30 protein-coding genes are annotated in these 26,614 nt (G+C 73.1%); 10 read left to right on the top strand and 20 right to left on the bottom strand.

What is annotated here, in order from left to right:
* Positions 1 to 56: 56 nt before the first annotated feature.
* On the top strand, positions 57 to 302 hold the full coding sequence (locus ACLJOK_RS11975; protein WP_238646958.1) for a hypothetical protein: 246 nt from the start codon (positions 57 to 59) through the stop codon (positions 300 to 302).
* A gap of 57 nt (positions 303 to 359) precedes the next feature.
* On the opposite strand, the gene ACLJOK_RS11980 is transcribed toward ACLJOK_RS11975, so the two are convergent.
* The 3 genes from ACLJOK_RS11980 to ACLJOK_RS11990 are packed head-to-tail and all read right to left on the bottom strand — an operon-like array spanning position 360 to position 3,477.
* Positions 360 to 710, bottom strand: coding sequence for a DUF3140 domain-containing protein (locus tag ACLJOK_RS11980; RefSeq protein ID WP_238672160.1), 351 nt, complete (start codon positions 708 to 710; stop codon positions 360 to 362).
* Positions 710 to 922, bottom strand: coding sequence for a hypothetical protein (locus ACLJOK_RS11985; RefSeq protein ID WP_410818322.1), 213 nt, complete (start codon positions 920 to 922; stop codon positions 710 to 712). The genes ACLJOK_RS11980 and ACLJOK_RS11985 overlap by 1 nt, the downstream gene beginning before the upstream one ends.
* Complete coding sequence (locus ACLJOK_RS11990) at positions 919 to 3,477, bottom strand: ATP-dependent Clp protease ATP-binding subunit (RefSeq protein WP_410818324.1); 2,559 nt, start codon at positions 3,475 to 3,477, stop codon at positions 919 to 921. Before ACLJOK_RS11990 ends, ACLJOK_RS11985 begins: the two co-directional genes overlap by 4 nt.
* 140 nt (positions 3,478 to 3,617) lie before the next feature.
* On the opposite strand from ACLJOK_RS11990, the gene ACLJOK_RS11995 reads away from it, so the two are divergent.
* The 7 genes from ACLJOK_RS11995 to ACLJOK_RS12025 all read left to right on the top strand — a co-directional run bounded on the left by ACLJOK_RS11995 (position 3,618) and on the right by ACLJOK_RS12025 (position 12,182).
* Positions 3,618 to 4,010 carry a hypothetical protein gene (locus ACLJOK_RS11995; RefSeq protein ID WP_238679125.1) on the top strand — a complete coding sequence of 131 codons (393 nt, stop codon included), beginning with the start codon at positions 3,618 to 3,620 and terminating at the stop codon, positions 4,008 to 4,010.
* A 152-nt stretch (positions 4,011 to 4,162) separates the two neighbouring features.
* Positions 4,163 to 4,423 carry a hypothetical protein gene (locus tag ACLJOK_RS12000; protein WP_030332749.1) on the top strand — a complete coding sequence of 87 codons (261 nt, stop codon included), beginning with the start codon at positions 4,163 to 4,165 and terminating at the stop codon, positions 4,421 to 4,423.
* Between the two features lie 6 nt (positions 4,424 to 4,429).
* A complete protein-coding gene (locus ACLJOK_RS12005; RefSeq protein ID WP_410818326.1) occupies positions 4,430 to 5,560 on the top strand; it encodes a hypothetical protein in 1,131 nt (376 codons plus the stop codon).
* Positions 5,553 to 8,228, top strand: a complete 2,676-nt coding sequence (locus tag ACLJOK_RS12010) for an FtsK/SpoIIIE domain-containing protein (RefSeq protein WP_410818328.1) — start codon at positions 5,553 to 5,555, stop codon at positions 8,226 to 8,228. Before ACLJOK_RS12005 ends, ACLJOK_RS12010 begins: the two co-directional genes overlap by 8 nt.
* Positions 8,225 to 8,887 carry a hypothetical protein gene (locus ACLJOK_RS12015; RefSeq protein ID WP_410818330.1) on the top strand — a complete coding sequence of 221 codons (663 nt, stop codon included), beginning with the start codon at positions 8,225 to 8,227 and terminating at the stop codon, positions 8,885 to 8,887. The genes ACLJOK_RS12010 and ACLJOK_RS12015 overlap by 4 nt, the downstream gene beginning before the upstream one ends.
* Positions 8,888 to 8,975: 88 nt before the next feature.
* On the top strand, positions 8,976 to 11,627 hold the full coding sequence (locus ACLJOK_RS12020; protein WP_410818332.1) for a CHAT domain-containing protein: 2,652 nt from the start codon (positions 8,976 to 8,978) through the stop codon (positions 11,625 to 11,627).
* Positions 11,628 to 11,666: 39 nt separating this feature from the next.
* A complete protein-coding gene (locus ACLJOK_RS12025) occupies positions 11,667 to 12,182 on the top strand; it encodes a trypco2 family protein (RefSeq protein ID WP_410818334.1) in 516 nt (171 codons plus the stop codon).
* 1 nt (position 12,183) lies between these two features.
* Here the strand turns inward: ACLJOK_RS12025 and ACLJOK_RS12030 are convergent, their stop codons facing one another.
* From ACLJOK_RS12030 to ACLJOK_RS12085, 12 genes are all read right to left on the bottom strand, one after another.
* A complete protein-coding gene (locus ACLJOK_RS12030) occupies positions 12,184 to 13,461 on the bottom strand; it encodes a cupin domain-containing protein (RefSeq protein WP_410818336.1) in 1,278 nt (425 codons plus the stop codon).
* A 9-nt stretch (positions 13,462 to 13,470) separates the two neighbouring features.
* The gene (locus tag ACLJOK_RS12035; RefSeq protein WP_410818338.1) at positions 13,471 to 13,776 is read right to left on the bottom strand and encodes a hypothetical protein; all 306 of its coding nucleotides are present in this window, start codon (positions 13,774 to 13,776) and stop codon (positions 13,471 to 13,473) included.
* Between the two features lie 189 nt (positions 13,777 to 13,965).
* Positions 13,966 to 14,394: a DUF2267 domain-containing protein gene (locus tag ACLJOK_RS12040; protein WP_238679119.1), complete on the bottom strand. Its 429-nt coding sequence runs from the start codon at positions 14,392 to 14,394 to the stop codon at positions 13,966 to 13,968.
* A complete protein-coding gene (locus ACLJOK_RS12045) occupies positions 14,387 to 14,572 on the bottom strand; it encodes a hypothetical protein (protein ID WP_410818340.1) in 186 nt (61 codons plus the stop codon). Before ACLJOK_RS12045 ends, ACLJOK_RS12040 begins: the two co-directional genes overlap by 8 nt.
* A 112-nt stretch (positions 14,573 to 14,684) precedes the next feature.
* Complete coding sequence (locus tag ACLJOK_RS12050) at positions 14,685 to 15,557, bottom strand: DUF72 domain-containing protein (RefSeq protein ID WP_410818342.1); 873 nt, start codon at positions 15,555 to 15,557, stop codon at positions 14,685 to 14,687.
* Positions 15,558 to 15,605: 48 nt separating this feature from the next.
* On the bottom strand, positions 15,606 to 16,004 hold the full coding sequence (locus tag ACLJOK_RS12055) for a TraR/DksA family transcriptional regulator (protein ID WP_210787443.1): 399 nt from the start codon (positions 16,002 to 16,004) through the stop codon (positions 15,606 to 15,608).
* A gap of 163 nt (positions 16,005 to 16,167) precedes the next feature.
* Complete coding sequence (locus tag ACLJOK_RS12060) at positions 16,168 to 16,830, bottom strand: uridine kinase (protein ID WP_410818345.1); 663 nt, start codon at positions 16,828 to 16,830, stop codon at positions 16,168 to 16,170.
* Positions 16,831 to 16,871: 41 nt separating this feature from the next.
* A complete protein-coding gene (locus tag ACLJOK_RS12065; protein WP_410818346.1) occupies positions 16,872 to 17,477 on the bottom strand; it encodes a winged helix-turn-helix domain-containing protein in 606 nt (201 codons plus the stop codon).
* Between the two features lie 247 nt (positions 17,478 to 17,724).
* On the bottom strand, positions 17,725 to 18,258 hold the full coding sequence (locus tag ACLJOK_RS12070; RefSeq protein ID WP_410818347.1) for a winged helix-turn-helix domain-containing protein: 534 nt from the start codon (positions 18,256 to 18,258) through the stop codon (positions 17,725 to 17,727).
* Between the two features lie 50 nt (positions 18,259 to 18,308).
* On the bottom strand, positions 18,309 to 18,797 hold the full coding sequence (locus tag ACLJOK_RS12075) for a rhodanese-like domain-containing protein (RefSeq protein ID WP_410818349.1): 489 nt from the start codon (positions 18,795 to 18,797) through the stop codon (positions 18,309 to 18,311).
* Positions 18,798 to 18,840: 43 nt separating this feature from the next.
* A complete protein-coding gene (locus ACLJOK_RS12080) occupies positions 18,841 to 19,296 on the bottom strand; it encodes a cysteine dioxygenase (RefSeq protein ID WP_410818350.1) in 456 nt (151 codons plus the stop codon).
* A 112-nt stretch (positions 19,297 to 19,408) separates the two neighbouring features.
* Positions 19,409 to 19,786 (bottom strand): signal peptidase I, encoded by a 378-nt coding sequence (locus tag ACLJOK_RS12085; RefSeq protein WP_410818352.1) that lies wholly within the window; start codon positions 19,784 to 19,786, stop codon positions 19,409 to 19,411.
* Positions 19,787 to 19,848: 62 nt separating this feature from the next.
* Here ACLJOK_RS12085 and ACLJOK_RS12090 point away from each other — a divergent pair, with 62 nt between their 5' ends.
* Together ACLJOK_RS12090 and ACLJOK_RS12095 are read left to right on the top strand one after the other, a co-directional pair.
* Positions 19,849 to 20,241: an ankyrin repeat domain-containing protein gene (locus ACLJOK_RS12090; RefSeq protein ID WP_410818354.1), complete on the top strand. Its 393-nt coding sequence runs from the start codon at positions 19,849 to 19,851 to the stop codon at positions 20,239 to 20,241.
* A 31-nt stretch (positions 20,242 to 20,272) separates the two neighbouring features.
* Entirely contained in the window at positions 20,273 to 21,223 is a 951-nt protein-coding gene (locus tag ACLJOK_RS12095) for a DUF3500 domain-containing protein (RefSeq protein ID WP_410818355.1), read from the top strand.
* A gap of 122 nt (positions 21,224 to 21,345) precedes the next feature.
* On the opposite strand, the gene ACLJOK_RS12100 is transcribed toward ACLJOK_RS12095, so the two are convergent.
* The 5 genes from ACLJOK_RS12100 to secA2 form a co-directional block, all read right to left on the bottom strand.
* A complete protein-coding gene (locus ACLJOK_RS12100; RefSeq protein ID WP_410818357.1) occupies positions 21,346 to 22,104 on the bottom strand; it encodes a class I SAM-dependent methyltransferase in 759 nt (252 codons plus the stop codon).
* Between the two features lie 76 nt (positions 22,105 to 22,180).
* Positions 22,181 to 22,375 carry a DNA-binding protein gene (locus tag ACLJOK_RS12105; protein WP_410818359.1) on the bottom strand — a complete coding sequence of 65 codons (195 nt, stop codon included), beginning with the start codon at positions 22,373 to 22,375 and terminating at the stop codon, positions 22,181 to 22,183.
* A gap of 175 nt (positions 22,376 to 22,550) precedes the next feature.
* Complete coding sequence (locus ACLJOK_RS12110; RefSeq protein ID WP_410818360.1) at positions 22,551 to 23,036, bottom strand: DUF2231 domain-containing protein; 486 nt, start codon at positions 23,034 to 23,036, stop codon at positions 22,551 to 22,553.
* A gap of 315 nt (positions 23,037 to 23,351) precedes the next feature.
* Complete coding sequence (locus ACLJOK_RS12115) at positions 23,352 to 24,092, bottom strand: GAF and ANTAR domain-containing protein (protein ID WP_410818362.1); 741 nt, start codon at positions 24,090 to 24,092, stop codon at positions 23,352 to 23,354.
* Positions 24,093 to 24,273: 181 nt separating this feature from the next.
* On the bottom strand, positions 24,274 to 26,565 hold the full coding sequence (secA2, locus tag ACLJOK_RS12120; RefSeq protein ID WP_410818363.1) for an accessory Sec system translocase SecA2: 2,292 nt from the start codon (positions 26,563 to 26,565) through the stop codon (positions 24,274 to 24,276).
* Positions 26,566 to 26,614: the final 49 nt, after the last annotated feature.

Below are 26,614 nucleotides of genomic sequence, written 5' to 3' on the forward strand. Positions count from 1 at the left end.
CCGGTATTCCCGGCCGTTGGCGGTGCGAACCGCCGTGGGCCGGGTATCTGGCGGACATGACCGACCTCTACCCGCCCGCCGACGACCGCGAACTGCTGCGCCAGGCGGCTGCCGCGCACACCGCCGCCACCCGCGAGGTGGAGGCGTTCCTGCGCCGGCTGCCGACGGTGCCCGACCCGGCCGACGTGACCGAGTACGCGAACCTGCTCACCCGGGAGGACCAGACCCGCGGCGACCGGGACGCCGCCGCCGACGCGGCGGGCCTGACCATCGCAAGCCTGGAGCCCGACCAGGGCCAGTAGCGCGCCGCGACGGTGCCGTCCCGGGTTCGGGACGGCACCGTCGCGGGTGAACCTCGTTCAGAGTTCGACGAGCGGGTCGTGACCCAGGTCCAGCAGGGAGTGCCGCCAGCTGTCGTCGGCGTTGCCGCGCGACGGCTTGGCGTCCATCAGCTCGCGGATCCGCTCGACCGCCTCCCGCATCACCTCGATGTCCTCCGGGGTGAGGTCCACCTTGCGTTTGTTGAGCACCTTGAGGATCTCCCGGCCGGGCTGGGGCAGGTCGAGGTTCGGGTTCGGGCTGAACGACTCCTCTCCCGAACCCCGGGTCAGCAGCCAGGTTCGCAGCTGCTCCGACGGGACGTTGACCTCGGCGTGGAAGTCCTCCCAGAGCACTTCCACCTCGGGGTCGAGCCGCGCTTCGCGTACCATCAGGTCTCCTCTCCGGGCGGCGGCCCGGACGTCTCCGGGTCGTCCTTTTCGGTCTTCGGATGCAGGCCCTCCGCGGGCACCCGCGTGCGGCGGGGGTTGGCGGTGGGCGGCGCCAGGATCGGGTCGGGATGGTCGTCCTCGTCCCGGGGTTTCGCGGACTCCGCAGGCTGGTGCGGGTCCTCGTGGTCGTCCCTTCGCGCCGACCCGCTCATCGCGGGTGTGTTGTCGTGGCGGCGGTGTACCCCCGCTCGCCCGCGGTCACGTCGAAGGTGAGCGCGCCGTCGCGGACGTCCACAGTGACCTTCTGTCCCGGTGAGATCGCCGACTCCAGCAGCATCCGGGACAGGTGGTTGTCCACCTCCCGCTGGATCACCCGGCGCAGCGGGCGGGCGCCGAACTCCGGCTGGTACCCGTGCTCGGCGAGCCAGTCGATGCCGGCGGTGGTGAACTCGACCTGGAGGTCCTGGGCGTGCATCCGGCGGCGGGTCTCCTCCAGCAGCAGCGCGGTGATGTCGCGCAGCTGCTCGGCCTCGAGCCGGCGGAAGATGATGACCTCGTCGATGCGGTTGAGGAACTCCGGGCGGAAGTTCTCCTGGAGGCGGCGCATGAGCCGTTCCCGCAGCTCGTTGCTCTCCTGCTCGCTGCCCACGTCCCCGGTGCCGAAGCCGACCGAGCGCTGGGCGCCGGTGATCAGCTCGGAGCCGAGGTTGCTCGTCATGATCAGGACGGTGTTCTTGAAGTTCACAGTGCGACCCTGGCTGTCGGTGAGCCGCCCGTCGTCGAGCACCTGGAGCAGGATGTTGAAGACGTCCGGGTGGGCCTTCTCGATCTCGTCGAGCAGCACCACCGCGTACGGGCGGCGACGCACCGCCTCGGTGAGCTGACCGGCCTCCTCGTAACCGACGTATCCGGGCGGAGCGCCAACCAGCCGGCTGACAGTGTGCCGTTCCTGGAACTCGCTCATGTCCACCCGGACCATCCGGTCCGCCTCGCCGAACAACGCCTCGGCCAGGGCCCGCGCCAACTCGGTCTTGCCGACGCCGGTCGGGCCGAGGAACAGGAAGCTGCCCATCGGTCGCTCCGGGTCGGCCAGCCCGGCCCGGGAACGGCGCACGGCCTCGGCGACCGCGGTGACCGCGTCGTCCTGACCGACCACCTTCTGGTGCAGATGACCCTCCAGGCGCAGCAGCCGGTCGCGCTCCTCCTCGGTGAGCTGGCTGACCGGAATGCCGGTGGCCCGGGAGACCACCTCGGCGATCTCCTTGGGGCCCACCTCGGGCACCTGGGAGCCGGACGAGCCGTCCTCGCCGTTCGCGCGTCGGATGTCCTCCTCCAACTCGGAGATCCGGTCCCGCAGCGCGGAGGCCCGCTCGTACTGCTCGTCGGTGACGGCCTGTTCCTTGTCCCGGCGTACCTCGTCGAGTTCCTGCTCCAGCTCGCGCACGTCGGACGCGGGGGTGCGGGTCCGCAACCGCACCCGGGCGCCGGCCTGGTCGATGAGGTCGATCGCCTTGTCCGGCAGGAACCGGTCGGTGACGTACCTGTCGGACAGCTCGGCGGCCGAGACCAGCGCCTCGTCGGAGAAGCGCACCTGGTGGTGGGCCTCGTACCGGTCGCGCAGCCCGCGCAGGATGGCGATGGTGTCGTCGACGCTGGGCTCGGGCACCAGCACCGGCTGGAAGCGCCGGGCCAGGGCGGCGTCCTTCTCGATGCTCTTGCGATACTCGTCCAGCGTCGTCGCGCCGATCACCCGTAGCTCGCCCCGGGCGAGGGCGGGTTTGAGCATGTTGGACGCGTCCATTCCGCCCTCGCTGCCGGCGCCACCGGCTCCGACCAGGGTGTGGATCTCGTCCATGAAGATGATCAGCTCGTCCCGGTGCGCCCGGATCTCGTCGATCACCTTCTTCAGCCGCTCCTCGAAGTCGCCCCGGTAGCGGGTGCCGGCGACCAGGCCGGCCAGGTCGAGCTGGACGACCCGCTTGCCGAGCAGGGTCTGCGGTACGTCGCCGTCGCAGATCCGTTCGGCCAGCCCCTCGACAATGGCAGTCTTGCCGACGCCGGCCTCGCCGATCAGCACCGGGTTGTTCTTGGTCCGCCGGGACAGGATCTCGATGGCCTGTTCGATCTCGTCGGCCCGGCCGACCACCGGGTCGATCTGATCGTTGCGGGCCAGGTCGGTCAGGTCCTGCCCGTACTGGTCCAGGGTGGGGGTGCCGCGGTCCGGCTTCGGCCCGGTCATCGGCCCGCGCTCGGCGTTGGCGGCCTGCAACGACTCGGGTTGGATCCGGCCGGCGGCCAGCATCCGCCCGGCCGGCGACTCCGGGTTGAGCGGCAGCGCCATCAGGATGTGCTCGGGGCCGATGTAGTTGGCGCCCATCGCCCGGGACAGCTGATGGGCGTCGAGCAGCGCCCGCTTGGCGGCGGGGGTCAACGACAGGTTGGGCGGCACCTCCCCGCGCGGCGCACCGTCGCCCTTGCCACCGAGGGCGTTGAGCAGGGTGTCCGGGTCGGCGCCGGCCCGGCGTACCAGGTCACGCAGCGGTTCGCGTTGCAGCGCCGCCCAGAGCAGGTGGTCGGTGTCCAGGTCACTGCTCTGCCGTTGCGCGGCCCGCCGGGCCGCGTCGGCCAGCATCTCCCGGGCGTCGGCCGTCATCAGTCGGGTGATGTCGACCCGGTGCGGCGGTCGGCGCCCTCCCTCGCCCCGGCCGAAGTACCTGGCCAGGAATTCGTCCCACGGGTCGGAGCCGATGTCACCGGGTCCCATCATGTCTGTCCTCCGCAGTAGGGCTCGGCACGGTCGGCAGGGGCTACCCGGCGCGCGCCCCGACAAACGCCGCAGGTGGCGGAGGACCGGCATTCCGGGAGTGGCGTCGGGTCAGGGCCGGCCGATGGTGGCAGGCTGACGGGATGGATGAGACCCCGCTGCTGATCGTGGATGGCGCCAACGTGGTGGGCTCGCGCCCGAACGGCTGGTGGCGTGACCGTGCCGGGGCCGCGGCCCGGTTGCGCGACTCGCTCGCCCCGGTGGCGAGCGTCGGGTTGCCGGCCCGGCTGACCGCCCCGGTGGAGGTGGTCCTGGTGGTCGAGGGGGCCGCGCGGGACGTGCCGGGCACCGAGGGCGTCCGGGTGGTCTCCGCCGCCGGCTCCGGCGACGACACTGTGGTCGAGTTGGTGGAGGGCGCGCCGCGGCGTCGGCGGCTGGTGGTCACCGCCGACCGGGAGCTGCGCGGGCGGGTGACCGCGCTGGGCGCCGAGGTGTACGGCCCGCGCTGGCTCCGGGAGAACCCGACCAGCAACTGAGAAATCTTCGCACTGGGACTCCCACAGATCGGACTCCCGGCACTTCCGTGGGCCTTCCGGACAGGCGGGCAGGAACACCGACAGGGCGGATGTTCTTTAGGAACCGCCGATAGGCTCTAATGGAGATCTCCCCGCCCCCAGGAGGTTCCGCCGTGGCGAGCGTCGCCGAGCTGAAGGCTGCCATCGATGTCGCCCTCCAACAGATCGGGGACGGGCAGACAGCCGTGCAGGCGGCCGGCGAGAAACTGTCCGAGGCACAGCAGACCCTGGCCGGGGCGCTGGAGGGCAGCGGGCACGAGACGGTGGAGGCGGCCCAGGCGTCGCTGACCCAGGCCAGCCAGGAGCTGGAGGAGTGTCTCGCCGCGACACTTGTCGCGGTGGAGCAGGCGCAGCTCTACGTCTCCACCCTGTAGGCCGCCATGTCCATCATCGAAGATGTCGGCGGGCAGGTCCGTGCCGCCACCGAGGAGTTCCCGGTGGCCCTGCTCGGGCAGGCGCTGGAGAAGTTCGGCCTGGCCGCGGAGCGCCTGCGCTGGGTCCGACAGGAGTCGGCCAACCCGATGGGGGTGCCCGAGCTGTCCGCCGCCACCGAGCACGCCGAGAGCGCCGGCTACGCGCTGCGGGTGGCACAGGAACAGCTGTCGGCCTACCTGACGGCGATCGGGCTCGGCGCGGACGGCGCCCCGGCGCCCCGCCCGGAGCAACGCGCTCCCCGACACGACACGCCACCGGCGGGCGGGCCCACAGCAGTCGCGCCGGAGCCGGCCGAGCAGGTGCGAATGCGCCGCTGGTGGTCGGTGCGGGTGGCCGAGCTGACCGGCGGGCGCGAGGGCACCGACGACGAGCCCGACGAGCGGGTGCACGACTCCCAGGAGTTGCTGCGCCGGGTGGTGGGTGGTGTCCGCTCCGGCGACCGGGACCGGCTCCGCAAGGAGCTACGCCGGGCCCCGGCCGACGTGGGGTTGGGCATGGCCGCGCTGGCGCCGCCGCTGCTGCGCGAGCTGGCCGGTGAGCTGCTCGGGCACCCGCCGCGCGCCACCGACCTCGGGCGGCTGCGCGGCGAGTTGGACGGGCGGGTTCGCGACCTGCTGCCCGGGCTGCCGCCGCCGGTGCTGGAGACGCTGCTGACCCGGATGTGCCGGATGCCGCCGCCGCGCGCCTCCGGGGAGCCACCGCACGCCGCCGACTCCGCGGTGACCGCCGGGGTGGCGACCGGGCTGCTCCTCGCCCGCCTCGGCCGGGACCTACCGGCCGGCGGCGCGAGAGAACCGGCGGGCGCCAGAGAGCCGGCGGGCGCCGGACAACCGGGCGGCGCGGGGCAACCGGCACGGGCCCAACCGGCCGGCGCGCAGCAACCGAGTGGGACCGGGCGGCCGGGCGCGGTTCCCCGCGCCGGCGGTGCGGTGCAGCGGCCGGGCAGCGCCGCCGCGCAGCGCTCCGGTGGCCTGCCGCCGCGCGCGGATGGGCCGCCGCCGCGCCCCGGTGGGCTGCTCCCGCGCTCGGGCAGCCCCTGGCGGGACGCGCCGACGCGTCGGGGCTCCGATGGCTGACCGGCGCGGTCAGCTGGCCAGCCGGGTCCGGGACACCCTCGCCGAGGCGTTGGGCGCCACCCGTACCCGGCTGTCCGCCGCCCAGGCCGACCTGACCGCGGGGCGGGAACGACTGGCCCGCGTGCAGCGGGCGGCGGCCGCCGTACCGGCGCGGGTGGGCGCCCAACGGGACCGCCGCATCGCCGAGATCGACGACCGCTACTCCACCCGGATCGCCGAGCTGGCCCGGCGGGCTGCCGACGCGGCACGCCAGGAGGCACCCGGCTGCGCGGGAGCCAACTGGGCCGGATGGACGCCGACGCCCGCCCGCCGGGCTGAGCCGCCCGGCGCGCTGCGGGTCGGCACGGTCCGGATCGACGGCGTCGACAGGGTGCCCGCGCTGGTGCCGCTGCTCGACGCCGGGCACGTCCACCTGTCCGGAGACGACCGCGCCGGCTGCGACGCAGTGGTGTCCGCGTTGCTGCTGCGGGCCGTCGGCCGCGCCGACCCCGGGGCGGTACGACTGATCGGGTACGACCCGGATCAGCTCGGCGGCGGACTGGCCGGGTTCGCTCCGTTGGGCACGGCGGGGCTGCTCACCTTCGTCGGCCCGGGCGGGCTGGGCGCGCTGCTCGACGACCTGGTGGAGCAGATCCGCCGGATCAACGAGACGGTCCTCGCCGGCGAGTACGCGTCGCTGCGCGAACTGGCGGCGGCGACCGGCCGGCGACCCGAGCCGTGGCGGGTGGCGGTGCTGCTCGGTGGTGAGGAGCTGAACCGGCACGAGCGCGGGCAACTGGACCGGGTGGTGCGGGCGGGCGCGGCCTGCGGCGTACACCTGGTGGTGCACGGTGTGCCGTTGCCGGAGGACCCGACGGTGACCCGGGTGGTGGCCGGGGTGTCCGGCGCACGGATCGGCGGTTCGGCCGGGCTGCCGGTCCGGCTGGACCCACCGCCACCGGCGACGCTGGTCACCGAGACCTGCCGGGACGTCGCCGCCCGGGTGAACGCGGGCCCCCCGCCGACCCCCTTCACCGACCTGCTGCCCCCGCCCGAGCTGATGTGGCGGGAGGACTCCGCCGACGGGCTGATCGCGCCGATCGGTGAGGGCCCACAGGGCCGGCCGGTGCGGTTGACGCTGGGCGACTATCCACCGCACGCGCTGATCGGCGGGCCGTCCGGCACCGGCAAGACCAACCTGATCTTCGCGTGGATCGGTGCCCTTGCCGCCCGCTACTCCCCCGCCGAGCTGGAGTTCTACCTGCTGGACTTCAAGGAGGGGGTCTCCTTCGCGCGGTTCGCCCAGGGCCGGCGCGACCCGAGTTGGCTGCCGCACATGCGACTGGTCGGCATCAACGTCAACACCGACCGGGAGTTCGGGCTGGCGCTGCTGCGCTTCCTCACCGAGGAGTTGCGCCGACGCGCCGACGCGGCCAAGAAGCACGAGGTGACCAAGCTGGCCGAGCTGCGGGCGGTCGACCCGACCGGGCACTGGCCACGCATCGTCGCCGTGGTCGACGAGTTCCAGATGTTGCTGGCCGGCCGGGACGCGGTCGCCCGGGAGGCGGCCGACCTGCTGGAGGACCTGGCCCGGCGCGGCCGGTCCCAGGGCATCCACCTGGTCCTCGCCTCGCAGGACGTGCGAGGCATCGAGGCGCTGTGGGGCCGCCCCGCGCTGGTCGCCCAGTTCGCCCTGCGCATCGCGTTGCCCAAGGCGCTGCGCATCCTCGCCGAGCGCAACGACGCGGCGCAGTCGCTGCCGCGCTGGCACGCTGTCGTCAACGCCGAGTCCGGCATGGTGGAGGGCAACGAGGTCGCCCGTATCCCGTCGGCCAGCGAGTGGGAGACGTGGAGCGGGTTGCAACACCGGCTGTGGCGGATGCGCGCCCCCGACGCGGCGCCCGCCCGGCTTTTCGACGGCGACGCGATCCCCCGGCTCGCGGACGCCCCGGACTTCCGGGCGCTCGCCGTACCCCCGGACGGGACCGCGCCGCGCAACCCGGTGGCGCTGCTCGGCGAGATCATCGACGTGCAGTCCCGCTCGGCGTCGCTGCGGCTGCCGCGCGCCCCGGGCCGCAACCTCGCGGTGCTCGGGACCCGGGTCGACGAGGCGTGCGCGGTGCTGGACGCGGCGGCCCGGTCGCTGGCCCGCCAGCACACGCCGGGCACCGCCCGGTTCTCGATCGCCTGCCTCGACCCCGACGCCGACCCGATCGCCCGCGCCCTCTACGACGACCTGGCCGACGACGCCGCCTGGTACGACGAGGAGACCGTCGGCGAGCTGATGGCCGAGACGGCCGACGGGCTCAGCGGCCCGGGAAGCCCGCACTACCTGCTGCTGTTCGCGGTCGACGCGGCAGCGGGTGCGCTGGCCGCCCGTGCGGGTCGCCGTACCGGCCTGGAGCAGCTGCGCCGGATCATGCACGACGGGCCGGAACGACGCACGCACGTGCTGGCCTGGTGGCGGGGTGTGGCCCGGATGCGCGCCGATCTCGGTGGGCCGGCCGCCCGTACCGACCAGATCGGCGCCTGGGTGGCCCTGGACGCGCACGGCGGCGAGTTGGGCTCGTCGCTCTACCCAGGCACCGGTGGCCCGGACTGGTACCCCCGCCCCTGGCGAGGGCTCTTCTTCGACCGGGCGGTCCACCGCACCGGACAGGTGATCATCCCGTATGGACCCGCACGATGAACGAACCGGTGACCAGCGAGACGTACGCGGCGCAGCTGCGGCGGCTGGCCGACCTCACCGCGCGGGTGCGCGAGCAGCGCGCCGAGGCGCACACCTGGCACGAGCGGCAGTGCGCTGCCGCCGAGCGGGCCGTCGCCGACGCGGCCGAGCAGCTCCAGAACGCCGAGGAGGAGCTGGTCGCCGCCCGTGAGCAGCAGGAACGGGTCGACGCCGAGGTGGCCCACCTGTGGCAGCAGGTCCGGTCGCGCCTCGGCGCCCGCCGCCTCGGCGGCCCGCCCGCCCCGGCGAACGGCGTCGGGGCCACCGACCCGGTGCTGCTGCTCGCCAAGGCCCGTGACCTGCTCGACCGGGCCGGGCAACCGGGGGAGCTGCCGGGATCGGTCAACCCCCTGCTGGCGCTCTGCGGGGTGGCCGGCGCAGTGCTCGCGTACGCGCTGGGGGCCGGGGCGCGGGCGTTGGGGGTCGGGTACGGCGGCGACCTGGCGGTCGGGATGCCGGTGCTGGCGCTTGTGGTGACCCTGATCGGGCCGTTGGTCGGGCTGGCGCCGGCGCGCGTGTTGGCCGACCGGAGACACGCGGTGCTCGGCCCCCGGCCGATCATCGTGGTGCTCGGCGCGGGTCTGCTGACCACCGCGCTGCTGCTGGCACTCGGCCGCTGAGCCGGTCGGGGCGTCCACAGAGGGTTGTCGAGTAGCCGACCGCAGGCGCGGCGACAATCAGAGGGCGATCTTCGATACGGTACGTGAAATGGTCAGCTTCCTCATGAGTTACCGCTCCGACGACGATCACGCCGCCGCGCGCCTGCTCGATGACGCTCTGACCGCTCGATTTGGCAGCGAGAGCGTCGTTCGCGACGATCCCCGCGCGATCCCGCGCGTCGCCGAGCTCCGACGCCGCCTGTCCGCCTCGGCGGCGCTCATCGTCGTGATCGAACCGCTTCCACGCGGTGAGTCGGCGGGCCCCGTGAAGCGCCTACCGGGCTTCAGCCTCCGGACGATCGCCGCCGCCTTCGCTCAGCAGGTCCCGGTCATCCCGGTGCTTGTGGACAACGCCGAGCTGCCATCCGCGAGGCACCTGTCCGAAGCGCTCAAGCCGCTTGGCCACCAGCACTACCGGCGGATCCACACGGACAGCGTCCAGGCGGACATCGGGCACCTGGTCGACGACCTCGCGACGACCTTCAGCCCGGAGACCGCAACGGCCGGGCCGCCGATCCCTCTGATCCTCAGCGCGGAGCCGGTGCGATGGCTCATGCCGCCCCCCAGCCACGGGCCCTCGGCGGCGATCGTCTACTCGACCCGCCGGGGTGGTCTGGAGGCCGCCGACGGTGACCGGCCGATGTGGTGGCGGCAGCCCGGGTTCGTGGCCCGATACTCGACGCGCTACGAGGTGGACACCAGCGACCACTCGATCGTCGTCAACCTCCGGCTGCCGGCCAAGACCGGCGCGTACCACTTCGAGGCGTCGATCACCCTCGGCCTCCAGGTGACCGACCCGGCGCGGATCGTCCGACACGCAATCACGGACGCCGGGGTCCTGGTCCGCGAGTTCCTGCTGCACACCTGCCGGCTGATCACGTCGCGGTACACCATCGACGAGATTTCCCGGGCCGAGATCGCCGTCGACCGACAGCTTGCTGAAGACGCCTTCAAGCTCGGCGGCATCACCCTTCGGCAGAGCGACACCCGGCTGTCCCTCGACGAACGCACCCGCCGCTATCTGCGCGAGCGCGAGCCGAAGCGGCAACCAGGTGACCTGCGCGAACGCGCCGAGCACCGGCCGACGTGGCCGCGCAGGCTGAGCATTTCGGCAAACGACGAGGACTACGATGCGGCGCTCGGCGAGGACAGGGCGACACCGACGCTGAGCGGACGTTGGACCTCGCCCGAAATCACGGGAGGAGCCGGGCCCTGGGAGCGGGCGGGATCGACACCAGTGGCGAGACCTCGCTCCTCGGAGACTATTCCGACATCGGACCGGCAGCTGGTGGTCCGGGCTCCCACGCGAGTCCCGGCGGGTCGGGACTTGAGCGTCGAGGTGCGGCTCGTCTCCGAGGGACGATCTGTTCCTGCAGACGCCGTGTCGGCACGCATGCGGAGCTTTCTCGTCGCCGAGGCCGGCACACCGGTGACCGTGACCATCCACGCGCCCGCCGGCCTGCACGCCGAGGGCCCACTCCAGCAGACGGTGCGGGTCACGCCGAACGATGATCCCGATCCGATCCGGTTCGGTTTCGGGGCGCGTACCCCTGGTCTGTATCGCATCGACGTGACCGCCTGGGCCGGCGGCACGTTCCTCACCGAGGTGTCGGTGGAGGTCTCCGTCGCGGACGGTGGGCCGTTCCGCGACGGGCAACCGCAGACAGCGCCGATGGGCGCGCCGCAGGCGCGGCCGGGCGAGGTCACCATGGAGGTCCGGTTCGACGGCAGCCGGTACACCTTCCAGTTGCGGTCCGATGCGGCGCTGTTCGCGCCGGTCGTCGAGTCGGTCACGAACCCGCCGGACGCCGCCGTGGAGAACGCCATCCGGGAGATGCAGCAGTTGGCCGGCGGTGGTTCCCGCTACACCGCGAGGATGACCCGCGAGGTCATCCGGTCGGCGGGCATCCAGCTGTGGTCGGAGCTGGTGCCGGCCGACGTGCGGGACCAGTTCTGGCAGGTCGGCGGCGACATGAGCGCCTTCACGATCGCGACCGACCACGACGTGGTCCCGTGGGAACTGCTCTATCCGCTCAGCGCCCAGCGCGACGCCGGCTTCCTCGTCGAGCAGGTCCCCGTGGTACGCCGCACCTACGGTCAACGCCGCAACGCGACGGTCGGCCTGCGCAACCCGCGCTTCGTGGTGCCGACGAAGGCCCCCACCGGCGCGCACGAGGAGATCGCCACCATCCGCGCGATCCTCGGAGCGGCCGACAGCGAGCCCATCACCAGGGCCGACGACCTCCTCGCCCTGATCAATTCGGGGGCGCTCGGGGCGACCCACTTCGCCTGCCACAACACGTTCTCGTCGGACGGCTCGTTCATCGACATGGACGGCGGCCGGTTCAGGCCGACCCTGCTCGCCGAGGCCAGTATCCGGAAACTGCTGGCGGAGACCGGTCCCCTCGTGTTCATCAACGCGTGCCGCAGCGCGGGCGTGGCCCCGACGTACACGAAGATGCTCGGCTGGGCGCAGCAGTTCATGTCGTCCGGGGCCGGCGCTTTCGTCGGCACGCTCTGGGCGGTGCGCTCGGACAGCTCGGCGCGCTTCGCGACCGCGTTCTACCGGTCCCTCGCCGACGGCGCCACGCTCGGCGCGGCAGCCCTTGCCGCGCGTGTCGAGCAGCAGGACGACCCGCTCGACCCGACCTGGCTGGCCTACACCGTGTACGGCGACCCGTTCGCCACCGCCGCCGTCTGAGCGGGCGGCAACCCCACTCGTGCAGAAGGATGGTGCGGCATGGATGTGACCGACTACAGCGTGCCCGTCGAGGAACTGGTGGCGGCGGTGAAGAACGCGGTGAAGCAGGCCGGCATCTCCACGACCGACGAAGGCCGGGACCTGCGGGTCGACACGGTTCAACTGATCTTGAGCGCGGTCGTCACCACCAAGCTCGGCGGTGGCGTGGACTTCCGGGTCCCGGTGATCGGCTGGAAGGTCAAGGTCGGCGGCAGCCACGCCCGCCAGCGGACCCACACGATCGACATCACGCTCGTCGCCGAGGATCTCCAGGATCGGCACGAGCTGCGCCACAGCGCGGTCGAGGCGACCCTGGTGGACGCGATCACCACGATCCGCGCGGTGGTCGCCGCCGGCAACAGCGGTGATGACCCGCTGGTGTTGAAGGCCGGCACTGTGGAACTCGTCTTCGGCGTCACCGACCAGGGCACGATCTCGGTCGGCGCGGAGGGCGAGCTGACCGACGAGGTCACGAACACGCTCAGGATCGAGCTGGTCGTGGCCACCGCCGGCTAACTCAGGCCGGGACGAGCACGGCCTCGCGGAGCAGTCGGCGGGCCAGGGTGACCCGGTCGGCGTCGTCGGGCAGGCCGGGCAGGTCGCCGACCCGGGTGACGGTGCCGTCGAGCAGGGTGCGGGCGGCCGGCTCGCAGCTCGCCGGCAGGGTGATGGTGCGGTCGAAGAGCCGCAGCGCCACCGTGTCCGGGTCGTGCGGCACCAACTGCCAGCGCAGGCCGGGCCGCACTGTGACCCGGGAGTCGGCGTCCAGGGTGGCCAGCGCGTCGGCCTGGGCGAGCGGCCGGATCGGCGCCGGGCGGGCGGCCGGCCAGGCCCGCTGCCGCAGGCGCGCGGCGACAGCGCCCGGGTCGGCGCGCAGCAGCCAGTCCCGCAACGCCTCCACGGTCTCGGTCAGCTCCGGCTCGATGGCGTCCGGGTCGGCGACGTCGGTGCCGAACGGCAGGCTGGCCCGCAACCGCTGGTCCTCGGCGGCCAGCGCCAACAACTCCTCGACCAGGGCGTAGCGGGTGAGCGCGCGGATGCCCACGGTCAGGTGCAGCGAGCTGGCGTCCTGCGCCTGCGCGCTGTGCAGCCACCCCCGGGGCAGGTAGAGGGCGTCACCGGGGGCGAGCACCACGTCCAGCGCGGCCGGGCCCTGCGCGGTGGCACCGACCTCGTCGGCGCGCCCACCCCAGTGCTGCTTCTCCAGCGGGTCGGGCAGCACCGGTGGGTGGATCCGCCAGTGCTTGCGGCCGTCGACCTGGAGCACGAACACGTCGTGGGTGTCGTAGTGGGTGGCGAAGCCCTGGCTGCCGGCCGGGGTCAGGTAGGCGTTGATCTGCAACGGCTGGTTGAGCGCGAGGCCCAGGTCGCGGGCGAAGTCGACGAGCGGCGGCCAGATCCGGTGCAGACCCTGCAACACCAGGGTGGCCCCGGCCGCGTACTGCTCCAGGACCCGCTCGTCGAGCACCTGGTCGCCGATCTCGGCGCCCGCGCCGCCGCCGCCGGTCCAGCGCGACGCCGCGACCAACTGGCCGTCCCTGGCGACGCGCAGGAACGGGGTACGCAGACCGCGCCGGCTCAGCAGCTCGTCGGCGTCGGCGGGGCTGAGCAGGTCGGTGAAGCCGGCCTGGTCGGGCAGTTCGGCGGCACGGGACAGCAGCGGGGTGTGCCCCCAGTGCGCGGCGGCGAATTTGGCCGGTTCGACCGAGACGCAGCGGGCCAGCGCCGTGGTGGCCTCGGCGGACGGAATCGCCGGGCGGCCGTCGTGGCCGCCCGGCGGGTCGAGGTAGGTCATGGCGTGCCGCTACCGGGCGCTGCCGTCAGCGCCACCGTCCTGATGGCCCGGGGTGGCGCCACCGTCGGCGGGGCCTTCCGCGCCGCCATCGGCGCCACCGTCGTGCTGACCCGGGGTGGCACCGCCGTCGGCGGGGCCTTCCGCGCTGCCGTCAGCGCCACCGTCGTGCTGACCCGGGGTGGCACCGCCGTCGGCGGGGCCTTCCGCGCCGCCATCGGCGCCACCGTCGTGCTGACCGGGGGTCGCGCCGCCGTCGGCCGGACCCTCCGCGCCGCCGTCGCCGGTGGTCTGCATGTCGTCATCGTTGAGTGCCATCGGTACTCCCTCGGGTGTGCCGCCCCGCCGTACGCCGGGGTCCGTCGTGCTGCGGGTGGTACCCCACGCGCGATCTTCTCTAACCCTCACCGTAGACGCCGAACCGGGGCGACACGGGCAGTTCTCCGGGCAGCGCGGACGGCTGAGCCCGCCCGACACTGGGCCGGACGGGCTCGCGGTGTCAGGCCGTCACGGCATCATCGTCGCGAGGTCCTTGGGCATGGTGTCCTTCACGTCCTGCCACTCACCCTGGGTGACGTGGCGGCGCAGCGTGTCCAGCACCACCTGCGTCACCCGCTCCGGCCCACCCTCAGCGTCGTACGGGAAGCCCTGCCGGACCTCGTAGAGGAAGTCGTCACGGTTGAGCTTGATCGGCACGTCGGACGGCACCCAGCCGTCGAAGTAGATGCCCCGCACCAGCACCGGCAGCTGCTGGGCGAACTCCACGCTCTCGTCCACCGGCAGCCGGTCGCGCAGCAGGTGCAGCACAGTGCGCAGGGCCGCGTACGACTGGTTGCGCCGATCCTTCGGCCAGCCGTAGGCGTTCTCGATGTCCTTGAGAATGAGGTTCGTCTTGTCCAGCGAGGACTCGAACGCCGAGATCATCGAGTCAGCCATCGGTCGACCCCCGTTCCGTGGCGTCCCACCGTCGGTCGTCGGCGCGGCGCGGCGGCCCCACCGGGCCACGGCGGGCCCGCAACGGGCTGCCCTGCGGGGCGCGCCGGGCATTGTCGGCCGTGCCGACCACGTGCAGGACGGCACCACGCCGTCGATCCGTCACCAGTCGAACCGTCATCCCCGTCACCTCCGTGTCGTCTCCGGCTTCGGCCGTCCACGGGGCGGCCGAACCCACCGCGTCCACCCTCCCCGGAGGGCGGGTGAGGCGGCCCCACCCGGATCGGGTGAGGTCAGCCGGCGTCGAGGAGGCCCGCGAGGGTCTTCGCGTTGGTCTGCGCGTAATCGCGGTAGCAGTTGTTCATCAGCACGTGGGTCTGCCCGGCCTCGTCGGCCAGCTCGCGCAGCTTCGGCGCCCAGTCGGCCAACTCCCGCTTGGAGTAGTGGTAGCCGAACTTCTCGTGGATGTCCTTGCTGGTCCACTTGTCGCTGTGCCCGTGGAAGCGCACGACCGCGAGGTCCGCCGTGGCGGCCAGCACCGGGGGCAGCGACGAGCGGTGGCCCTGCGGCATGTCCACGCAGACGTACGGCAGTTTGTGCTCGCGCAGGAAGGCCAGGGTCTCGTCGGCGTTGTCGCCGTCGAACCAGGAGGCGTGCCGGAACTCGTACACCGGGCGCAGCGGCGCGCAGCGCTTCGCCACCTCCAGCAGGTACTGCTTGTTGGCCCGCTTGATGGTGAACCAGGGTGGGAACTGGAACAGCAGCGCGCCCAGCTTGCCGGCCTCGACCAGCGGGTCCAGCGCGGACAGGAAGCGCGTCCACACCTCCTCGTACGACTGCGCGGGCAGGTCGTCGGGGTAGACGTTCTTCTTGTCGGTCTCCGGGCGCAGGTCCTTGTAGAGGGCGCTGACCCGGGTGGGGTGCCCGGTCAGCAGGCTGAACGCCTTGATGTTGAAGGTGAAGCCGGCCGGGGTGCGCTCGACCCACAGCCGCGCGGTCGCCTCGGCGGGCGGCGAGTAGTAGGTGGCGTCCACCTCGACCAGCGGGAACTGCCGGGCGTAGTAGGCCAGCCGCTTCTCCGGGGTGTCGGCGGTCTGCGGGTACCACCCCGAGTCCAGCAGTGTGCGGTCGGTCCAAGACGCGGTGCCCACGAGGATGTCACCCATTGTGGAAGTCCATCGCGTCGCGGACCGACCGGCAACCGCTGGAGTGGCTCAGGCTGCCCGCCGCTCGCGAGTCTGCTTGCACGTCACACAGGTGGTGGCGGACGGGAAGATCTCCAGCCGCTCCACCGGGATCGCCGCCGAGCAGCCCTCGCACCAGCCGTAGGTGCCCTCCTCGAGCCGGCCGAGGGCGTGCTCGTACTGGGCGCGGCGGTCGAGGATGGTGCGCAACAGGGACTGGGCGGTGTCCCGCTCGGCCGTCTTCGTGCCGCTGTCGGCCTGGTCGTCGCCAGCGGTGTCGCCGACCTCCACCAGCCGCAGTACCTGGCTCTGGAGCACCGCGTGGTCGTACTCCGCGGTCAGCTCGTCGTAGCGCGCCTGGAGCGACTGTCGGATCTGATCGATCTCCGTCTGGGACCGGGTCGTACCGACCGTGTCGTGGACGAGCATCGCTGCCTGCCTTTCCTGGGCCTGTGGCTCAAGGTGAACCGGGTGCCGGCGGCGCGGGCCCCGGTCACGGTCGCGTTCGGTACGCGGGCGGTCACCCGCGCTCTGTGAGCCGGGCGAGTACCCGCCGGATCCGCCGTGCAAACCGACAAGTTTTCGGTTGTTGTCAGTCGTTGCCGCCGGGCTCCACGAGCGCCGGTCGGCGGGGGTCGTCGGCGCGTACCACGACGTCGGCGAAGCTCGCCGGGACGACCTCCTCGGCGTACCGGTCGAACGCCGGCAGCGCCCACTGCTGGGCCGGTTCGGTGCGCCGGCGCAGCGCTGCCGGGGACAGCTCCAGGTGGACTGTCACATCGAAGGGCAGGCCGCCGCCGAGCAGCAGCGAGCCGCTGACCAGGACGACGCCGCCGGGTGCCAGGTCGACGTAGCGGGCGCGGCTGGCCCGGTCGGCGTCGGCGTCCCAGAGCGACGGGAGCAGCCGGCCACTGCCGCCGGGACCGGCCGGGTCGAGTACCTCCCGGCGCAGCCCGGCCTCGTCGACCCAGGCCTCGTAGAAGGAGTCCGGGTTGGTGCGCCCCAACTCGAAGCGCAGCGACGCGGGGCGGAGGAAGTCGGTGGCGCGGACGTGCAGCACCGGGTGGCCCTGGGCGCGCAGCGGGTCGACCAGCGCCGCGGCCAGTTCGTCGGCGCCGGCGGCGGGGGCGCCGTCCACGGCCACCCGCAGGCGCGCGGGCCCGGCGGCGGCGCTCGCGGCGCGGGTCGCCGCGTCGACAAGCCGGCCGGTCAGCTCGGTGCGGAGCAGGTCGGGCGAGATGGGGCGGATGCGCACCGGACCATCCTGCCCCGCGCCGGGCGCGTCGGTGCCGCCGGTCAGCTGCTGCGGTCGATGGTGACCCGGGCGTCGTCGGCCAGCCGGTAGCCCACGCCGTAGACGGTGGTGACCAGCGGGACGTCCACGCCGACCTTGCCGCGCAGCCGACGCACGTGCACGTCGACGGTGCGTACGCCGGCGTGCTCGTAGCCCCAGACGGCGTTGAGCAGTTGCAGCCGGGTGAACACCCGGCGTGGGTGGGCGACCAGGTGCAGCAGCAGGTCGAACTCCAGCCGGGTCAGCGGCAGCGGTTCTTCGTCGCGCAGCACCGAGCGCGACGAGGCGAGGATGTGCAGGGCGGGAATTGTTGGGCTGATCGGGCGGGTCGCCGACCGGCTGGCGGGCGCCTGGTCGGGGCGGCGTTCGGCCGGGACCGAGCCGACGATCACGCCTTCACCCCGCTCCAGCATCTCGCGAGCGGCCTCCAACAGCCGACGTGCCGCCGGGGTCAGCGACTCCTCACAGGCCAGCGGGATGGACAGCGTCACGGTGAGCACGGGCGCGGCGGTGTTCGCCGGGCGACGCTGCCCGCCGGGAGGTCGACCGGGCACCGCGGGTTGGGACGTATGCCATCCGGCGCGCGACGAGGCGGGGCTGACCGACATGGTCCTCCTTGGGCTGGTCCGGGTATCTCCCCACGGCCCGGGATGCCGCTTCATCGATGCTTCCCGGCGCCTGGGCGAGGGTCAAGAGGCGGCTGCGTTGCATGAATGTGACAATTGACGAACACATCGGAGCCAGATGCTCGCTCTGCGTACGAGGCCTGATGATTACAGCAGAGTCGTCGAGATGCCCCGTTACGGGGGTCCCCGACCGGTTCACCAGGCGGTCACATCGCCGCCGGACCAGGGCTCAGCTGCTGTGATCCACGCTGATCGGGGCCTCGTCGGCCAGTCGGTAACCGACGCCGTAGACGGTGGTGACCACCTCCGAGCCGGCCAGCTTGGCGCGCAGCCGGCGGACGTGCACGTCCACCGTCCGGGCCACCGCGTGCTCGTAACCCCAGACGCTGGAGAGCAGTTGCAGGCGGGTGAAGACCCGGCGGGGCCGCTCGGCCAGGAACAGCAGCAGCTCGTACTCGATGCGGGTCAGCGCGATGACCCGGTCACCCTGGCGGACCATCCGCGAGCCGGCCAGGATGCGGACGTGGTCCGCCTCGGCGGGGCGCGGGGCCGGTCGCGGCCCCGACGCGGCGTCCTCCACGGCCCGCAGTTGACCCTCTCCCGATTCGGCCAGCTCGCCGAGCAGCTGCACCAGCCGGGCCAGCCGAGGGCTCAACGGCCCGGGGACGAGGTCGAGGGTGATGGTCAGGGTCGGGCCGGTGCGCGGACGGGCCGACGGACGCACGCCGGGGTGGCGGCGCGTGGGGATGGCGACGACGGACATGGTGCCTCCTGAGTGGCGGTACGCCCGCCACGCCGGGTGTGGCGTGACGGTCAGTGGCGCGCCCAGCCGGCGTTGACCGGGGACGCGAGGGGAGAGGGGTGATGCAGTGGGGTCGGGCCGAGGGCCGGCAGGCCGGCGATCCGCCAGGCCGCGAACCCACCGACCACATCGGTGGCCCGGTGCAGGCCGACGTCCTGCAACGCGGCGGCGGCCAGCGACGAGGTGTAGCCCTCCTGGCAGAGGATCATCACCGGCACGTCGTAGTCGACGGCCTGCGGCAGGCGGGCCGGGCAGCGGGGGTCGAAGCGCCACTCCAGCACGTTGCGCTCGACGATGAGCGAGCCCGGCACCACGCCGTGCGCGGCCCGCTGGGCGGCCGGGCGGATGTCGACCAGCAGCGCTCCGGTCCGGTACGCCAGGTGGGCCCGCTCCGGGTCCAGCCGGTGCAGCCGGGCCCGCGCGGCGGCCAGGATCTCGTCGATGCCCCGGGAGCCCGGTGGCGGCACGGGGGCGGGACAGTGCTCGGCGGTTATCTGCATTCTCGGGTTCCTTCCGGTGACAGGGGGTTCTCGGTGCGCGCGGCTACCAGGACCGGCCGGCCTCGGCGACCTCGGCGACTCGCAGCCGACCGTCGATGAGGTGATAGCGGGTCATCCGCAGCAGCGCCGGCCGGTAGACGTGCACGCTGACCGCCGGCGCCGAGCCCCGGTTGGTCACCTGGTGCACGTGCCGGGGGCCGAAGCGGCGGCCCGTGCCGGCCGGCAGCAGTCGGGGGCGTAGTCGACCGGCGCTGACCGTCTCCTCGGTGAGCGCGCCGCTGACCACCCGGAACGCTCCGGAGGAGCCGCCGTGGTCGTGCAGGTCGGTGCCCTGCCCGGGTAGCCAGCTCAGCGCCCACACCTCGTGCTCGTCACTGACGGCGAGGCGGGCGTACCAGCGCTCGGCGGGATCGAAGCGCAGCGCGACCGGCCAGCCGGCCGGGTCGGCCCACCCGGCGGCAACGGTGAGCAGGTCGGGCTCCGGACGGTGGTGCGTCATGGCGGTTCCTCGCGGGTCGTTCGGCGGGGTGCTCTCGTACTCTAGACGGCAAAGCCTATAGGTTTAGTAGGTAATTCCGCCTGTTGGGACACGAGTCACCCGCACGGGTGAATCAGCGCAGCACCGGCGGGTCCGCCCGGTAGCCCGGCAGCGAGGGCCACCGCACTGTCAACACCACCGACGCGCGCTCGGCGAACCAGGAGTGGTCGACCCCACGAGCCCACACCACGTAGTCGCCCGGCGCGGCCAGCCGTACCGTCCGGTCCGGCAACTCCACCCGGAAACACCCCTCGACGAGTACGAGCAGAGTGGTGCGCACCTCGCCGGTCGCCCACCGCGAACGGGCCTGCCCGGGCGGGTGCACGCCCCACTTCACCTCGACGTCGGTGCTGTGCCGGATCTCCCCCGGCGGCGCGAAGTGCCCGAGCAGCCAACCCGCGTTGGTGGCGCCGTCGACGCCGGCGTTGCCCACGTACACCGTCTCATCCATCGGACCTCCCCCAGCGCGCCGGCCGAGCAACCTATCAGGACCCTTGCGACTAATCTGGACCGGTGACCGAGGACCTCGACGCCGAGACGCTGGCGTTCGCACACCGGATGTTCGACCTGGCCCGAGCCGGCGCCACCGACGAGCTGGCGGCACAGATCGACGCCGGCCTGCCGGTCAACCTCACCAACGACAAGGGCGACACGCTGCTCATCCTGGCCGCGTACCACTCCCACCCGGACACGGTGGCCGCCCTGCTCAGCCGCGGCGCCGACACCACCCGGTCCAACGACCGGGGCCAGACCGCGTTGGCCGCGGCGGTCTTCCGCAGCAGCACCGAGGCGGTCCGCGCGCTCCTCGCCGCCGGCGCGGACCCGGCACACGGCAACCCGTCGGCAATCGAGACCGCGAGCTTCTTCGACCTGCCGGAGATGACGGAGCTGCTGCGCGTCGGCTGACACCCGCACGGCCGGCCGGTATACAGGGTCGGTGGAAGATCCTCTGCCGGAGCAGATGCGGGCCGCCGGCACCGCGTTGCTGACCGCCCTCGACCCCGCCGCCCGTGAGAGCGCCATGCACTCCTTCGACGACGAGGCCGCCCGACGCTGGCTGGAGTACCGGCCTCGACCCCGACCGGGCGTCTGCCTCGCCGAGCTCGACGTCACCGCCCGCAAGGCCGCGCACCGATTGCTGGCCACCGCGCTCAGCCCCTCGGCGTACGCGCAGGCCATGGCGATCATCTCGCTGGAGGAGGTACTGGACCGGGCCGAGGGCTGGCAGCGCGGGCGGCACAGCGGCGACTACTGGGTGGCCGTGTTCGGCGACCCGGCGCGCGACGAGCGCTGGGCGTGGCGGCTCGAAGGGCACCACCTGTCGGTCAACATGACGGTGGTGGACGGTCAGGTCTCCCCCGCGCCGATCTTCTTCGGCGCCAACCCGGCCGCTGTCCGCTACGCCGGCCGTCCGGTCTCCCGCCCACTTGGTGTCGAGGAGGACCTGGCCCGCGCCCTGCTCGACGCGCTGGGCCCGGCCGAGCGGGCCGCCGCGATCATCGCCGACGAGGCGCCGGCGGACATCATCAGCGCCACCCGTGGGCGGGTCGACGCGCCGCTGGAACCACTCGGCGTACCGGCGGATCGACTGGGACCGACCGGCCGCGCGCTGCTCGACCAGGTGGTCGCCCTCTACCTCGACCGGCTGCCGCCCGAGCTGGCCATCCGGGAGGCGGCTCGACTGGACGCCGGCCCGCTGCACTTCGCCTGGGCCGGCCCGACCCACCCTGGGCGGCGGCACTACTACCGGGTGCAGGGCGACGACCTGCTGATCGAGTACGACAACACCACCGCGGACGGCAACCACGCGCACACAGTGCTGCGCCGCCCCGCCAGCGACTTCGGCGCCGACGTCCTAGCCACCCACCACCAATCCCACCCCCACTAACCCCACCAACCCCGCTCCCTGCTCCCCGCCCCTGTCGATCTTGCAGTTTGTGTGGTCGAGTTGCCCTGGTGAATGGCTTCGCGGGGGCCGAAAGTGCAAGATCGGCGGGGTGGGGGTGTCCGTCAGGGGCGGGTGGCCTCGATGAGGAAGCGTTGGGCGTGGGCTACGAAGGGGCCCTCGTTGACGATGCGGTGGTGCAGGTCGCGCAGTGGTGCGCGGTAGCGCTCAACAGTGAACCCGGGCACCGTCCAGATCACCTTGCGCAGGAACCAGACCACCGCCCCGATGTCGGCGAAGGTCGCCCGCAGGGTGGCCCGACGCAGATCCACCACCCGCAGGCCGGCGGCTTCGGCAGCGGCGACCGCGTGCTCGGGGTGCCGTTGGGTCGGCGGCGGCGACGGCCCCAGGATCGCCTCACTCAGCTCCCGCATGGTGCCGGCCCCGATCTGCTGCGACAGGAACGTCCCGCCCGGCCGCAGCACCCGCGCCGTCTGAACCCAGTCGGTACGTACCGGATGCCGACTGACCACCAGGTCGAACGAGGCGTCGCGAAACGGCAGCGGCCCGTCCGGCGCGACCGCGACCACCGACGCGCCGACCCGACGCAGGGTCCGTCGGGCGACCTCCACGTTCGGCGGCCACGCCTCGGTCGCCGTCAGCAGCTTCGGTGGACGCGGCACCCCGGCGAGCACCTCACCGCCACCGGTGTCGACGTCGAGGGCCGCGTCGGCGTGCGCCATCCGGTCGGCGACCAGCCGGGCGTAACCCCAGGGCGGACGCTCCTCGGTGGCCCGGCCGGCCAACCAGCCGAAGCCCCAACCATCGACAGGCTCTGCGGCGGCCTCCGCGATCAGGTCCTCGGCGTCACGCTCAGCAGTCATGCCGGTCAGCCTCGCGGCCGGTCACCTGGCCGGCAACTGATTTGCCGCCGCCCGGCCGGGGCGCGGGTGGTGGATCTCAGCCGAGGCCGAGCCCGTGCTCCTCGAGGGCGGCCTGGAGGATTCCGAGCGCCTTCGGACCCATGCCGTGCAGCTTGGCCAGATCCGCCCGCGGGACGCCCGCGAGCTGGCGCAGCGCGGTGTAGCCGGCGCCGTGCAGGGCCCGGGTGGCGGGCGCGCCGATCTTCGGCAGCGTGTCCAGAAAGGAGGTCATCCGGGGATGGTAGACGGACCAATCGCACGGATGCTGGCCCCGCGCACCAGGCCTGCCGGCCGCGCCCGGCTCGCCGGTCGAGCGAGCCCGTCCGGCAAGCCGGCTCAGGGCGAGCCCGTCCGGTGGGTGGGGTCAGGGACGAGCCCGGCGGGCGGGTCAGGGCGGGCCCGGCGGGTCAGGGGCGGGCGATCTCGCCGGTGGAGCCGGCGAGCGCGTCCAGGCCGCCGGCCTCGGCACGGCCGCTGTCGAACTGACGCATCAGCCGGGCGCCCAGGTGCACGCCGACTCCGCCGACGGCCAGCGCGACCAGCTCGGTGACCAGGACCGCGACCGACGCGCCGCGCTGCGGGGAGTGCGACCGGACCAGGCAGGTGAGCAGGAACATCGCGGCCATCACCGCGTTCACCAGGTTGAAGGCGACAGCGGTGCGGCGGGTACGGTCGCCCGGCACGTCCCACAGGTCGACCATGCCGGCCACGGCGGTCAGCGCGGCGGCGACGAGGGCGGCGACGCCGGTCCAGTAGCCGACCTCGCCGAGGAACGCGGGCCCGCCGATCACGTCGGTGAGGTCGAAGACGGTGGCGCTGACGAAGAGCCCGAGCGGAAACGTCACGAGCATCGGTTGGATCGGGTGCCCCTGCACCCGTAGCCGGCTCTGCATCGGTCCTCCCCCGGGTCGGCGCAGCTCACCCGACCAGAGTGCTACCCGGGGCCGGTAGAGGCGAAACGATGCCGCCCGACTCGCCGGCAGCAGGGAGAACGGGCACCCTTGCCGCCGCTCGCCGAGGCCGAGCGACCGGACCGACGCCTGATCGACTCGGCTTTCAGGAAGTCGGGGCGTCCGCCGGCCCGTAACGCCCCGAGTTCCAAGAACCCGAGTTGATCCTCGGACCAACACGGCCCGAGCCGCCGACGCGGCCCGAGCGGGCGACGCGGCCCAGCGGGCGACGCGGCCCAGCGGGCGACGCGGGCGGGGTCAGTTGTCGCGTTGGCGGGAGACCGTTCGGACCAGGCGCTCGGCCACCTCGCGCAGCGGGATGTCCAGCGACGAGGCGGCGGTGCGCAGCACGTCGAGGGCCTCGGCCGGCGAGCACCCGCGCTGCGTCATGATCACGCCGACGGCCTGGCCTACCACACCGTCCTGCAGGAGTGAGGCGTCCCGTTCACCGGCGAGGGTGAGCTGTCGGCCGCGGTCGCGGACGGCGGCGAGTAGCAGACCGGCGTGTTCGGCGAGCAGCATGGCGGTCAACTGGTGTTGCGGGGTCAGCAGGTCCGGCGCGGCGGCGTACAGGTTGATCGCCCCGATCACCTGGTCGTCGATGTCGACCGGCGCGGAGATCACCCCGCGTACGCCGAGGTGGCGGGCGTGCGCCGTCCAGGCCGGCCAGCGGGGCTCACCGGCCAGGTCGGCGGCGAGGATCATCTCGCGGCGGTGGACAGCGCTCATCGCCGGCGTGTCCGGCCCGTGTCGCAGGTCGTCCAGCCCGGCCAGCCCTTCGTCGGAGGCGGCCACCCCGGCCGGCTCGCCGGCCCGCAGGGCGGTGAACCCGCACCAGCGCACCCCGGCGACGGCGTCCCGGGTGACCCGGACCAGGGCCAATAGCGCCTCGTCAAAGTCGGTCAGGGCGATCAGCCCGGCGGTCAGCTCCCGTAACAGCGCGGCTGCTTCCAGGACGCCGAGAGTCTGCACCACCGGCATCCGCGTGTCGAGGTTCACCGGTTCGCAGCCTCCGTGCCGTCGCGCGCCTGTCCGGCAAGCATCGTCACCTGTGTCATCGTCTGCTCTCTCCCGACTCGACCGACCAGCCCTACTACCCTGGGAAACCTGGGTCGAAACGGCGTAAATCCGGGCCCCGGTCGCACGCGGAGGCGCGATCGGGGCCCGGACGGTCGATTCGTCAGCGCGAGGCGCCGCTGAGCCGCCGCCCGATCGACGCGATCAGTCGGTCGAGCTCGGACCCGAACGGGTTGTCGTGCACCAGGTACGTCCAGGTGGCGGTGGGCCGGACCAGGGTGCCGTCGTCGGGCTGCCAGTCCTCATCGAATTCGGTCTCGGTGAAGGTGGCGATGGTACGGGCCTCGATCTCCGGGATCAGGTCGTTGAACGCCGGCACCGCGGCCCGGTGGAACTCGTCCAGCGGGTCGAGCCGGCCCAGCGCGCGCAGGTGCACGCCCTCGCGGACCTCCGACAGCTCGGCCAGGTGCTCGGCCCAGAGCCGGTCCAGGTGGTAGAGCGCGATCGACCGGGCGGCACGGGCGAGCAGGTCCTCGTCCATCTCGCCGGCCTTCTCGGGCTCCTTCTCCAGCAGCATCACCGCGGCCACGTCGCTGGTGAGCAGCCGCTCCCGGCGGGCGGCGAGGGCCTTGCGCTGCTGCTCGATCACCACGCTGTAGCGCCAGGTGTTGCGGTGGATCTCGTGGTTGACGCCCTCGGCGACCCGCTGGGCGTGCTCCACCGCGTAGTCGACCTGCTCATCGGTCACCAGACCGTCGGCGTTCATCCGCGGCGACGCCGGCACCGAGTCGGCGGCGTGCCGGACGACGAGGTCGTCCTCCAGGCTGACGAGGAAGACCGAGCCACCCGGGTCGCCCTGTCGGCCGGCCCGACCACGCAGCTGGTCGTCCACCCGGCGGCTGTCGTGCCGGCCGCTGCCGATCACGTAGAGCCCGCCCAGCTCGGCGACCCGCTCCTGGTCGGTCTGGTCGCTGCCGCCGAGGCGGATGTCGACGCCCCGGCCCGCCATCTGGGTGGAGACGGTCACCGCGCCGTGTGCGCCGGCCTCGGCGATGATCGCCGCCTCTTCGTCGTCGTTCTTGGCGTTCAGCACGACGCAGGGCACCCCGGCGGCGTTCAGCCCGGCGGCCAACCCCTCGGACTCCTTGACGTCCAGGGTGCCGACCAGCACCGGCCGCCCCTTGGCGTGCCAGCGCTGGATCTCGTCGATCAGCGCCTCGTCCTTCTCTGCCCGGGTGGCGTAGATGCGGTCCGGCTCGTCCTCGCGGATGCACGGGGTGTTCGGCGGGATCACCGCGACCTCGAGGTCGAAGAACTCCCGCAACTGGTCGCCGACCAGCACCGCGGTGGCGGTCATCCCGCAGACCTTCGGGTAGAGCGCGATGTACGCCTGCATGGCGATGGTGCCGAGCACCTCGCCCTCGGCGGTGGCGTCCAGCCCCTCCTTGGCCTCGACCGCGGCCTGGAGACCGTCCGGCCAGCGGCGGCGCTGGGCCACCCGGCCGCGCATCTCGTCGACCAGCTCGACCGAGCCGTCCCGGACGATGTAATCCACGTCACGGTGCAGCAGCGCGTGCGCGTGCAGCGCCACGTTGACGGCGGAGAGCTGCGCGACGTGCTCCTCGTCGTACAGGTCGATGCCGAGCTTGGTCTCGATGGCGGCCAGGCCGGCGGAGGTGAACGCCACGCTCCGCCCGTCCTCGGCGACCGTGTAGTGCTTGCCCTTGCGCAGGCCACGCACCAGCGCGGCGGCGGCGTGCACCGGGTCCTGCTCGCCCGGCACCGCGCCGGCCAGGACCATCGGCACCCGGGCCTCGTCGATCATGATCGAGTCGGCCTCGTCGACGATGGCGGTGGTCAGCGCCGGCTGCACCCGGTCTTCCACGTCGGTGACCAACTGGTCGCGCAGGTAGTCGAAGCCCGCCTCGCTGACCGAGACGTAGGTGACGTCGCAGCCGTACGCGTCGCGCCGCTCCTGCGGGGTGGATGCCTCGTTGACCCAGCCGACGGTGAGGCCGAGCAGGGTGTAGACCGGCTCCATCCACTGGGCGTCGCGGCGGGCCAGGTAGTCGTTGATGGTGAGCACGTGCACCGGGCCGTTGCCGAGCCGGACGTGCCCGTACGCGGCGATCGTGGCGGTCAGTGTCTTACCCTCACCGGTGGCCATCTCGGCGACCTTGCCGGAGAGCAGCGACATCGCGCCGAGCAGCTGCACGTCGTACGGCCGCTGGTCGAGGCCACGGCGGGCGGCCTCGCGGCCGACGGCGCAGATCTCCTCGTAACCGGCGGCGGCGCCCGCGGCCGCGGTCAGCTCGGCGTCGTCGAGCGCGGTGAGGTCAGCCTCGCGCGCCTCGATCGCCGGGAGCAGTTTCTCCAGCGGAGCAAGATCCACGGTCGAGCCGGGGCGCTGGAGGAACCGCCGGAACTTGCTCTTGAACCGTTGCGACACACCCATGAGCGGCAACGGTACGCGATTCCGGGCGGCGCGCGCGGCCCGGCCGCCC

Source organism: Micromonospora sp. 050-3 (genome assembly GCF_046549335.1).
GTDB classification, from domain to species: domain Bacteria; phylum Actinomycetota; class Actinomycetes; order Mycobacteriales; family Micromonosporaceae; genus Micromonospora; species Micromonospora trifolii.

What these genes read in the sequence shown, in the direction of transcription:
- ACLJOK_RS12040 (WP_238679119.1), bottom strand. Translation starts at nt 14,394, where the DNA reads ATGGCTGACTCGATGATCTCGGCGTTCGAGTCCTCGCTGGACAAGACG.
- ACLJOK_RS12070 (WP_410818347.1), bottom strand. Translation starts at nt 18,258, where the DNA reads ATGTCCGTCGTCGCCATCCCCACGCGCCGCCACCCCGGCGTGCGTCCG.
- ACLJOK_RS12100 (WP_410818357.1), bottom strand. Translation starts at nt 22,104, where the DNA reads ATGACTGCTGAGCGTGACGCCGAGGACCTGATCGCGGAGGCCGCCGCA.
- ACLJOK_RS12105 (WP_410818359.1), bottom strand. Translation starts at nt 22,375, where the DNA reads ATGACCTCCTTTCTGGACACGCTGCCGAAGATCGGCGCGCCCGCCACC.
- ACLJOK_RS12005 (WP_410818326.1), top strand. Translation starts at nt 4,430, where the DNA reads ATGTCCATCATCGAAGATGTCGGCGGGCAGGTCCGTGCCGCCACCGAG.
- ACLJOK_RS11990 (WP_410818324.1), bottom strand. Translation starts at nt 3,477, where the DNA reads ATGATGGGACCCGGTGACATCGGCTCCGACCCGTGGGACGAATTCCTG.
- ACLJOK_RS11980 (WP_238672160.1), bottom strand. Translation starts at nt 710, where the DNA reads ATGGTACGCGAAGCGCGGCTCGACCCCGAGGTGGAAGTGCTCTGGGAG.
- ACLJOK_RS12075 (WP_410818349.1), bottom strand. Translation starts at nt 18,797, where the DNA reads ATGCAGATAACCGCCGAGCACTGTCCCGCCCCCGTGCCGCCACCGGGC.
- ACLJOK_RS12035 (WP_410818338.1), bottom strand. Translation starts at nt 13,776, where the DNA reads ATGGCACTCAACGATGACGACATGCAGACCACCGGCGACGGCGGCGCG.
- ACLJOK_RS11975 (WP_238646958.1), top strand. Translation starts at nt 57, where the DNA reads ATGACCGACCTCTACCCGCCCGCCGACGACCGCGAACTGCTGCGCCAG.
- ACLJOK_RS12110 (WP_410818360.1), bottom strand. Translation starts at nt 23,036, where the DNA reads ATGCAGAGCCGGCTACGGGTGCAGGGGCACCCGATCCAACCGATGCTC.
- ACLJOK_RS12030 (WP_410818336.1), bottom strand. Translation starts at nt 13,461, where the DNA reads ATGACCTACCTCGACCCGCCGGGCGGCCACGACGGCCGCCCGGCGATT.
- ACLJOK_RS11995 (WP_238679125.1), top strand. Translation starts at nt 3,618, where the DNA reads ATGGATGAGACCCCGCTGCTGATCGTGGATGGCGCCAACGTGGTGGGC.
- ACLJOK_RS12045 (WP_410818340.1), bottom strand. Translation starts at nt 14,572, where the DNA reads ATGACGGTTCGACTGGTGACGGATCGACGGCGTGGTGCCGTCCTGCAC.
- ACLJOK_RS12055 (WP_210787443.1), bottom strand. Translation starts at nt 16,004, where the DNA reads ATGCTCGTCCACGACACGGTCGGTACGACCCGGTCCCAGACGGAGATC.
- ACLJOK_RS11985 (WP_410818322.1), bottom strand. Translation starts at nt 922, where the DNA reads ATGAGCGGGTCGGCGCGAAGGGACGACCACGAGGACCCGCACCAGCCT.
- ACLJOK_RS12015 (WP_410818330.1), top strand. Translation starts at nt 8,225, where the DNA reads ATGAACGAACCGGTGACCAGCGAGACGTACGCGGCGCAGCTGCGGCGG.
- ACLJOK_RS12085 (WP_410818352.1), bottom strand. Translation starts at nt 19,786, where the DNA reads ATGGATGAGACGGTGTACGTGGGCAACGCCGGCGTCGACGGCGCCACC.
- ACLJOK_RS12080 (WP_410818350.1), bottom strand. Translation starts at nt 19,296, where the DNA reads ATGACGCACCACCGTCCGGAGCCCGACCTGCTCACCGTTGCCGCCGGG.
- ACLJOK_RS12065 (WP_410818346.1), bottom strand. Translation starts at nt 17,477, where the DNA reads ATGTCGGTCAGCCCCGCCTCGTCGCGCGCCGGATGGCATACGTCCCAA.
- ACLJOK_RS12020 (WP_410818332.1), top strand. Translation starts at nt 8,976, where the DNA reads ATGGTCAGCTTCCTCATGAGTTACCGCTCCGACGACGATCACGCCGCC.
- secA2 (WP_410818363.1), bottom strand. Translation starts at nt 26,565, where the DNA reads ATGGGTGTGTCGCAACGGTTCAAGAGCAAGTTCCGGCGGTTCCTCCAG.
- ACLJOK_RS12050 (WP_410818342.1), bottom strand. Translation starts at nt 15,557, where the DNA reads ATGGGTGACATCCTCGTGGGCACCGCGTCTTGGACCGACCGCACACTG.
- ACLJOK_RS12010 (WP_410818328.1), top strand. Translation starts at nt 5,553, where the DNA reads ATGGCTGACCGGCGCGGTCAGCTGGCCAGCCGGGTCCGGGACACCCTC.
- ACLJOK_RS12025 (WP_410818334.1), top strand. Translation starts at nt 11,667, where the DNA reads ATGGATGTGACCGACTACAGCGTGCCCGTCGAGGAACTGGTGGCGGCG.